The organism is Cyanobium sp. NIVA-CYA 375, assembly GCF_056108345.1.
The window spans coordinates 1-6042 of the sequence record NZ_JBSYHW010000103.1; the positions used below are offsets into that span (position 1 = coordinate 1).

Genomic DNA, 6042 nt, shown 5'->3' on the forward strand with positions numbered 1-6042 from the left:
GACTTCAACACCTTTCAGCACGTAGTGGAATCTCTGGTGCGCATCCTCCCCGGCATGCTTGCCGACCTGGCCTGGGAGGGCAATGGAACCCGAGCAGGCGGGAGCGGTGGAATCCCCTGACTCGCTATTGCCCCACCGGTAAGTGCCCGGTTTTCACGGTTTATGTGCACGGTCTGCACGGTTTATGCCCGGCTTGCACGGTTTATTCAGCGGCTGCAAACGCCGCGGAACCCCGACCAGGCGGAAGCGGGTAGAGCAAGAAAGGCCGCTGCTCTTATCCATTGCCTGCTTCCCCCCTTCCCCCTCTCCCCCTGCCACCAGGCCAGCACGCCAATAAAAGGGGGCCGATGGCCCCCCAGGGGGGATTAGCAGACCGAGACGGTGACGCCGGGGAGGCCCTGGAACTTGCGGGCAAAGGCAAATGCTTTTTCAGCAGGGATCAGCCGCATCTTCTTGACCGGCTTACCGCGCCTCCCGAAGTGCTCAATGGTGCAGGGCACAGCGCCGCTCTTTTTAATACCGGGCGCATAGCGATGGACGATCAGCAGGCGGATATTGCAGACGGGGCCTTGTGGAGCTGCCATGGAAATTTTGGCGAGGAACCCCCAGGTGACGCCCCACGGCGCAGCAGCAGGCAAGGGTGGCGTAGCCACTTGCGCAGTCCTTTCCGTCTGCGAGCAAGTGAGGGCAACCTGCAAGGGGTGCTCGACGAATTACCAGCAGTGTCCAACCCCAACGGTGCTGGTTCGGTCCGCCGGCTGGTTGCTACGGCCGGGATCAACCAAAGCAAGCGGGGCTGAGTGCTGTTTCTACGCAATGGGGCGCTGAGAAGGCCTCAAGGGATGCGGGCCTGCTGTCTGGCAAAAGAAGCGCCTGCATTGCAGGCATCCGGTGTCAGCCACGCATGAGTGCCCAGTTGGGGAAGGGGCCAGAGGCCCCATGAAACCGGCCTAGCCGGCTGGAGCTTCTGGCTCTGGGCAGATCAGATCAACCGCCTGCCGGGCAGCGCTGATCACCTGCAGCAACACCTTGGGGGATTGGCGCAGCACTGATATCCAGCTCTGGAGATAGGCGGCGTGATTGGTGAGCTCACAGCCGATCTGCAGCCGCTGCCCCAGCAGAACGCTGCCCAGCTCAGCCACAAGCTCTTCTCGGGCATAGCTGCTGGAGCCAAAGGCGCCGGATTGATCCCGCTTAAGCCGCGACTCGTGGCCGGTGGAGTGAATGGCCTCATGGCCCCAGGTGGCATAGAGCGCTGGCGCCCCGTGGAAGCTTTCGCGCAGCGGCAGCTGGATGCGATCGGAGCTGGTGGAATAGAAGGCCCGCTCACCACCCCAGCTGGCTGGCACCGGCCACGCAGAGAGAACGTGCTCGGCGCTAGCGATCGGCTCTATCGCTTGCCGGGCCTCTGGGGCTCGCCCCTTTGGGGATGGCATCCGTGCGGCGATCAAGCCAGCTATGGCATCACCCTCGAGATCGCAGGCATTGAATACCGGCACGGGGCGGTAACTAGCCCAGCTGTGCAGCACCTTCTCGCCATTGGACACTTCCTTCTCGCTGGAGTGCAGCTGCGGCCGCAGGATGCGGACGGACTTGGAGCCTTTGCGGGGGAAGATGCCCAACTTCTTGGCTTCCCCAAAGCCGCACCAGAAGGGCAGCTCAGCGCCACGCATGGCCATGCCGAGCTCCAAAAGGATTGGATTGCTGCCGCGATAGGCACGGCCTGTGAGCAGATTGATGTGAACATCGCCGGTGTGGCAATCCCAGGGCTTGCGCCATGGCGTGCTGCCGGCTTCTAGGAGCTCGATGAGATCACGAACCAGCGCTTCTTCTGGCGAGGGACCTGAGCTCTTGCTGCGTGACTTTGGTGATGCGGCCATTGGATAGGGCGCAAAGGACTGGAAGTGACCGCGCCGGTGAGGGCAAGGGCGGCGTTAGCCGCTCGCGTAGCCCTTGCGCCACCTGCGCACACTGAAGTTCCCTGCGCGTACCAAACCCTTCTCCTCCAGGCTCTGTCGCACCGAGAGGTGCGCCCCGCAGACCACCACCGATAGATGCACTTGGAGGGGAAAGACATAAAGCAGGCCGCCGATATGGCGGCCTGCAGGAGCTCAGATAAGCGCCACCTCCCCAGGGAGCAGAACCCGGCGCTTCTGGGCTGCTGCCAATACCTCTTGGCGATAGATCTCTTCTCCAGCTGCGCTGAGAGCTGAATCGATGGCATCGATTCGTGCCAGGCACTGAGCGATGGCAGGCAGCACCTCCTCTTCTAGGAGGGTGATTTCCTCTTCTCCATAGGGCTGCTCGCTCCAGGTGCGGCGCAGCGGCAGATCGCGCCGCAGCAGCTGCTCGATGGAGCGCGAGGCGCGATCAAGCAGCAGGAAGGGATCTTCCTCAGGGCGGCAGAACGGTGAAGCAGCAGCGGAAAGAGAAGCCATGATCTTCTGCGCCATCGGGCGCAGCGAAGGGACTTCCCGAAGCAGAGGCATGACGCAGTAATGCCTCAAAATGAGGAAGCCCGGAGCAAGCCACTGGTGGACAACTCAGGGGATCAAGGTCAGGGGATCTTTGGGTTGCAGCGGAATCCCTGAGCAGGCGCGAAGCGGTGGAGCAAGACCCGGTGTCCTTGCTATACAGCGCAGAGCTGGAATCCCCGAGTGGGAGCGAGTGGGTGGAAGGGCTTAGGCCGCTTACCGATCTACGCATCACGGGATGAATGCCCAGCGGCAGTTCTCAGCGCAGAAACCCCGATGCAGCAAACAGCCTGCGGGTAGTCCTAGTTCTTCTGGTCCTCATCCCTGCCTGCTCAGCCAGCTGCGCAATAGGTCATGGAGATCCTGGCCCTCAACTAGATCTGCAGCCATCACGCACAGCGGGCCTTCTGGATGGGTGGCTCGCATGATGTCCTTGGCGTGGCTTCGATCCAGTGCCTGAACAAATTGGATGCCAGCCCCGCATTCATCATTGAAAAACACCGCGAACCTGGGCATTGGGGCTATCGGGTTGCCGGGTTGTTTCTAGCGGCTGGCACGAAGCAAAACCTGGTGGAGCGCCATGTATTGCCAGCAGAAGCTCCAGTGGCCGACGCGCAATCCCCGAGCAGGCGCGAGTGGGTGGAGCAAGGCCGGATGTGCACCCTGTTCAGCGCAGAGCTGGAATCCCAAAGCGGGAGCGAGCGGGTGGAAGGGCGAAGAGATCAAACATCCGAATTGGGCTTGTTTGATTCGGCTTGCTTCCCTGACCACCCCAGCTCAGATCTTGCGCAAGCGCGGCTTATTGAGGTGATGCACCGCATGCACCACCACGCCAAAGAGCCCTGAACGATCAAAGGCCTCCAGGTCCAAAGGAATTGCTACTTCTCCTGGCCGCACCGGCTCAAGCAACCACTGCTCCCCCTGGCGCAGCAGCGGCCGCATTAAGAAGCTGCCCTGGTGGGCAACGATGACGACATGGCCGGAGCAGGGTTCAACGCTGCGGTCGATCACCATCAAGTCGCCGTCGTTGATCCCGTGCTGGCGCATGCCATTGCCACTGGCCCGCATGTAGAAGGTGCAAACCGGGTTGGGAATCAGGGCGGCCTGGAGATCCAAGCCCTCACCCAATGAACCCGGGCAGAAGGGCACAGGCTCGCCAATAGGCAGGTCGGCCAACATCAAACCAGCAAAGGCGGCAGTACAGCCGTTCTACTCCTGGTGAGGTGGCTTGGGTCGGCTCAGCTGCCTGACTCTGGCCAGGGAAGCAGCTTCATATCCCCCACCTTGTTCCAGGTTTTGCATTTGGGATCGGCCAACCGGTAGAGGGCGTTGCCGTCTGGCCCGCCCTTGGTAACGACCAGGACAGGCGCACCTGGCCAGCCGATCCGCCAAAGCTGCTCACCGTCAGCCAACACAATCAAATCGCCGGTGGCAGGGTGCTTGAGGTCTGGGCCCATCGCTGCAGCGTAGAAACCCATTGGCGGGTCGACACCAAACCGCAGCCCCCTCCGGCGCGAGCGGAACAAGGACAAGCCAAGGTGGATTGCTCGATGGATCTTCTGCTGGGTGGCCCAGTTTTCGATATCGCCTCAAAGCCGCCGGGTGCTTAAGCAGGTCCACCGCTAGTGCCATAGCCGCCAGGAGCCCCTACGCACTGCCCGCCAGCTGAGCTACCGGATTACCAAAGGCGACCTGATGCCTGGTTGGAGCACCACAACGCAGCGGAAGTGCATGGAGGGGGTAGAGCCTCCAATTACTGAGCCCCAACACTTTTGCAAAGACTGGCGTTCTCTAGTCAGCCGCCTGCCCAGCCAGTCCCCCGAGCCCGCTCGAGCCACACAGCGAAGCCGGGCGAGACAGCATGTAACGAACTCGTTACATGGCTCTCATGACTGTCGGAGAAGTCTTTCTGGAGTCCCTCTCCAGCGGTGTGATCACGGAGAATGAGATCTCCTGGGTTGCCTCCCGCCAAGGTGCCTTTGCCCGGCACGAAGAAGCCCTGGCGCTACGGCTGGGGCGCTTGCTAGACGAGGGGCAGATCAACCTTGGTTGCCGCCTACCCAGTCGTCTTGTTCAGCACAAGCTTGTGCTCAACGAATGGATCGAACCGCTGGGCCGCCGCCGCGGCAGAGCAGCCGCTTGCGCCTGAAATCGCAGTAGCACTAATGACTCAAGAGCAAAAACTCCACTACTGGCAGAACATGCGCACTGCCATGGAGGCTGCCGGCCAGACCTCAGGCGCCATCTACAGGCGTGCCCTTGCGATCAGCCAGGGGCTACCAGATCCTCTTGCAATCCCCGAGGGTGCTCAGCCCTGACTGCAGCTTCCATCAGCGGGTGGATGGCGGTCCTGGCCTTCTAAATTGTTTCTCTGAGATCGTCGTTGAGAAGGACTCTGCCCTGGGCCCTCCGATCGTCTACCACCCGGCCTATTCAGCTCCGCTGCCGAGCAGCCATCGCTTTCCGATGGCGAAATTCCAGCAGCTCCACTCCCTGCTGCTGAAGAAGGGGATAGCGTCGCCGAGCCAGCTGCACACACCTCTACCAGCCCCCCGCCGCTGGCTCGAGCTGGTACATCAACGCAGTTACCACGAGGCTTTCGCCAGAGACAAACTCAGTGCCGCCGATCAGCGCCGTATCGGTCTTCCCGCCACCACTCCCTTAGTGCAGCGCACCTGGCTGGCGGTTGGGGGGACGGTGCTCACAGCCCGATTGGCGCTTCGCTACGGGGTGGCCTGCCACCTTGCCGGCGGCACTCACCATGCCTTCTCTGATTACGGCAGTGGCTTTTGCATCTTCAACGACTGCGCCGTGACGGCCCGTGTGCTCCTGGCCGAGGGCGCCGTGGAACGGTTAATGGTGGTCGATCTCGACGTGCACCAGGGTGATGCCACAGCGGCGATCTTTGCCACGGACCCACGGGTGTTCACTTTCTCCGTCCACTGCGCCAGCAACTTTCCGCTGCGTAAACAGAGCAGCGACGTCGACGTCGACCTTGACGATGGGGTGGAAGACCTTGACTACATCAGAGCTATCGGCGATCTAATTCCCGACCTGCTCGATCAGCATCGGCCCCAACTAGTGCTCTACAACGCAGGGGTGGATCCCCATAGAGACGATCGCCTTGGACGGCTCTGCCTAAGTAGCGAAGGGCTACTAAACCGCGACCGGCTTGTGCTCAATGCCTGCCTAAGGCGCGGCATCCCAATTGCCACCGTGATAGGTGGCGGCTACGACCTATTGGAGCCACTCGTAGAGCGCCACAGCCTGGTGTTCCGGGCCGCCGCAGAGCAGGCCAGACTTCATCGGCTCTAAACAGATCTCAATCATCCGCCCAGATGTAGCTGGTGAGCAGGGCACAAGTGGTCGTGGCCTACGTGGGCCCTGATCACCTACGGCTGCCGGCCTGCGGAAGTTTTCTCCCTGAAGCCAAAGGTTTGCACGGCGACAATTAGATAGGCTGGCGCGTACGTAGTTGACACCGGGCAAAAGGTAACCGTTCACGGGGCGTGCCGGCCTGACCTTGACATGACATAGGCAGTCACCACTTCATGATTGATGCGCAGCT

The 6042-nt window shown here is 61.5% G+C and carries 9 protein-coding genes; 4 read left to right on the forward strand and 5 right to left on the reverse strand.

Annotated elements, in window-relative coordinates:
* Positions 1-365 precede the first annotated feature (365 nt).
* On the reverse strand, positions 366-638 hold the full coding sequence (locus AC01FP_RS15585; RefSeq protein WP_474481590.1) for a hypothetical protein: 273 nt from the start codon (positions 636-638) through the stop codon (positions 366-368).
* 15 nt (positions 639-653) lie between these two features.
* Here AC01FP_RS15585 and AC01FP_RS15590 point away from each other — a divergent pair, with 15 nt between their 5' ends.
* On the forward strand, positions 654-800 hold the full coding sequence (locus AC01FP_RS15590; RefSeq protein ID WP_474481591.1) for a hypothetical protein: 147 nt from the start codon (positions 654-656) through the stop codon (positions 798-800).
* 150 nt (positions 801-950) lie between these two features.
* On the opposite strand, the gene AC01FP_RS15595 is transcribed toward AC01FP_RS15590, so the two are convergent.
* The 4 genes from AC01FP_RS15595 to AC01FP_RS15610 all read right to left on the reverse strand — a co-directional run bounded on the left by AC01FP_RS15595 (position 951) and on the right by AC01FP_RS15610 (position 3952).
* The gene (locus AC01FP_RS15595) at positions 951-1880 is read right to left on the reverse strand and encodes an ArdC family protein (RefSeq protein ID WP_474481592.1); all 930 of its coding nucleotides are present in this window, start codon (positions 1878-1880) and stop codon (positions 951-953) included.
* Between the two features lie 231 nt (positions 1881-2111).
* Positions 2112-2438, reverse strand: a complete 327-nt coding sequence (locus AC01FP_RS15600; protein ID WP_474481593.1) for a hypothetical protein — start codon at positions 2436-2438, stop codon at positions 2112-2114.
* An 813-nt stretch (positions 2439-3251) separates the two neighbouring features.
* Positions 3252-3653, reverse strand: coding sequence for a LexA family protein (locus AC01FP_RS15605; RefSeq protein ID WP_474481594.1), 402 nt, complete (start codon positions 3651-3653; stop codon positions 3252-3254).
* Positions 3654-3712: 59 nt separating this feature from the next.
* Positions 3713-3952: a hypothetical protein gene (locus AC01FP_RS15610; RefSeq protein WP_474481595.1), complete on the reverse strand. Its 240-nt coding sequence runs from the start codon at positions 3950-3952 to the stop codon at positions 3713-3715.
* Positions 3953-4362: 410 nt separating this feature from the next.
* Here AC01FP_RS15610 and AC01FP_RS15615 point away from each other — a divergent pair, with 410 nt between their 5' ends.
* The 3 genes from AC01FP_RS15615 to AC01FP_RS15625 all read left to right on the forward strand — a co-directional run bounded on the left by AC01FP_RS15615 (position 4363) and on the right by AC01FP_RS15625 (position 5789).
* Positions 4363-4623, forward strand: a complete 261-nt coding sequence (locus AC01FP_RS15615) for a hypothetical protein (RefSeq protein WP_474481596.1) — start codon at positions 4363-4365, stop codon at positions 4621-4623.
* Positions 4624-4639: 16 nt separating this feature from the next.
* Positions 4640-4792: a hypothetical protein gene (locus AC01FP_RS15620; RefSeq protein WP_474481597.1), complete on the forward strand. Its 153-nt coding sequence runs from the start codon at positions 4640-4642 to the stop codon at positions 4790-4792.
* An 82-nt stretch (positions 4793-4874) separates the two neighbouring features.
* Positions 4875-5789: a histone deacetylase family protein gene (locus tag AC01FP_RS15625; RefSeq protein ID WP_254930882.1), complete on the forward strand. Its 915-nt coding sequence runs from the start codon at positions 4875-4877 to the stop codon at positions 5787-5789.
* The last annotated feature ends 253 nt before the right edge of the window (positions 5790-6042 follow it).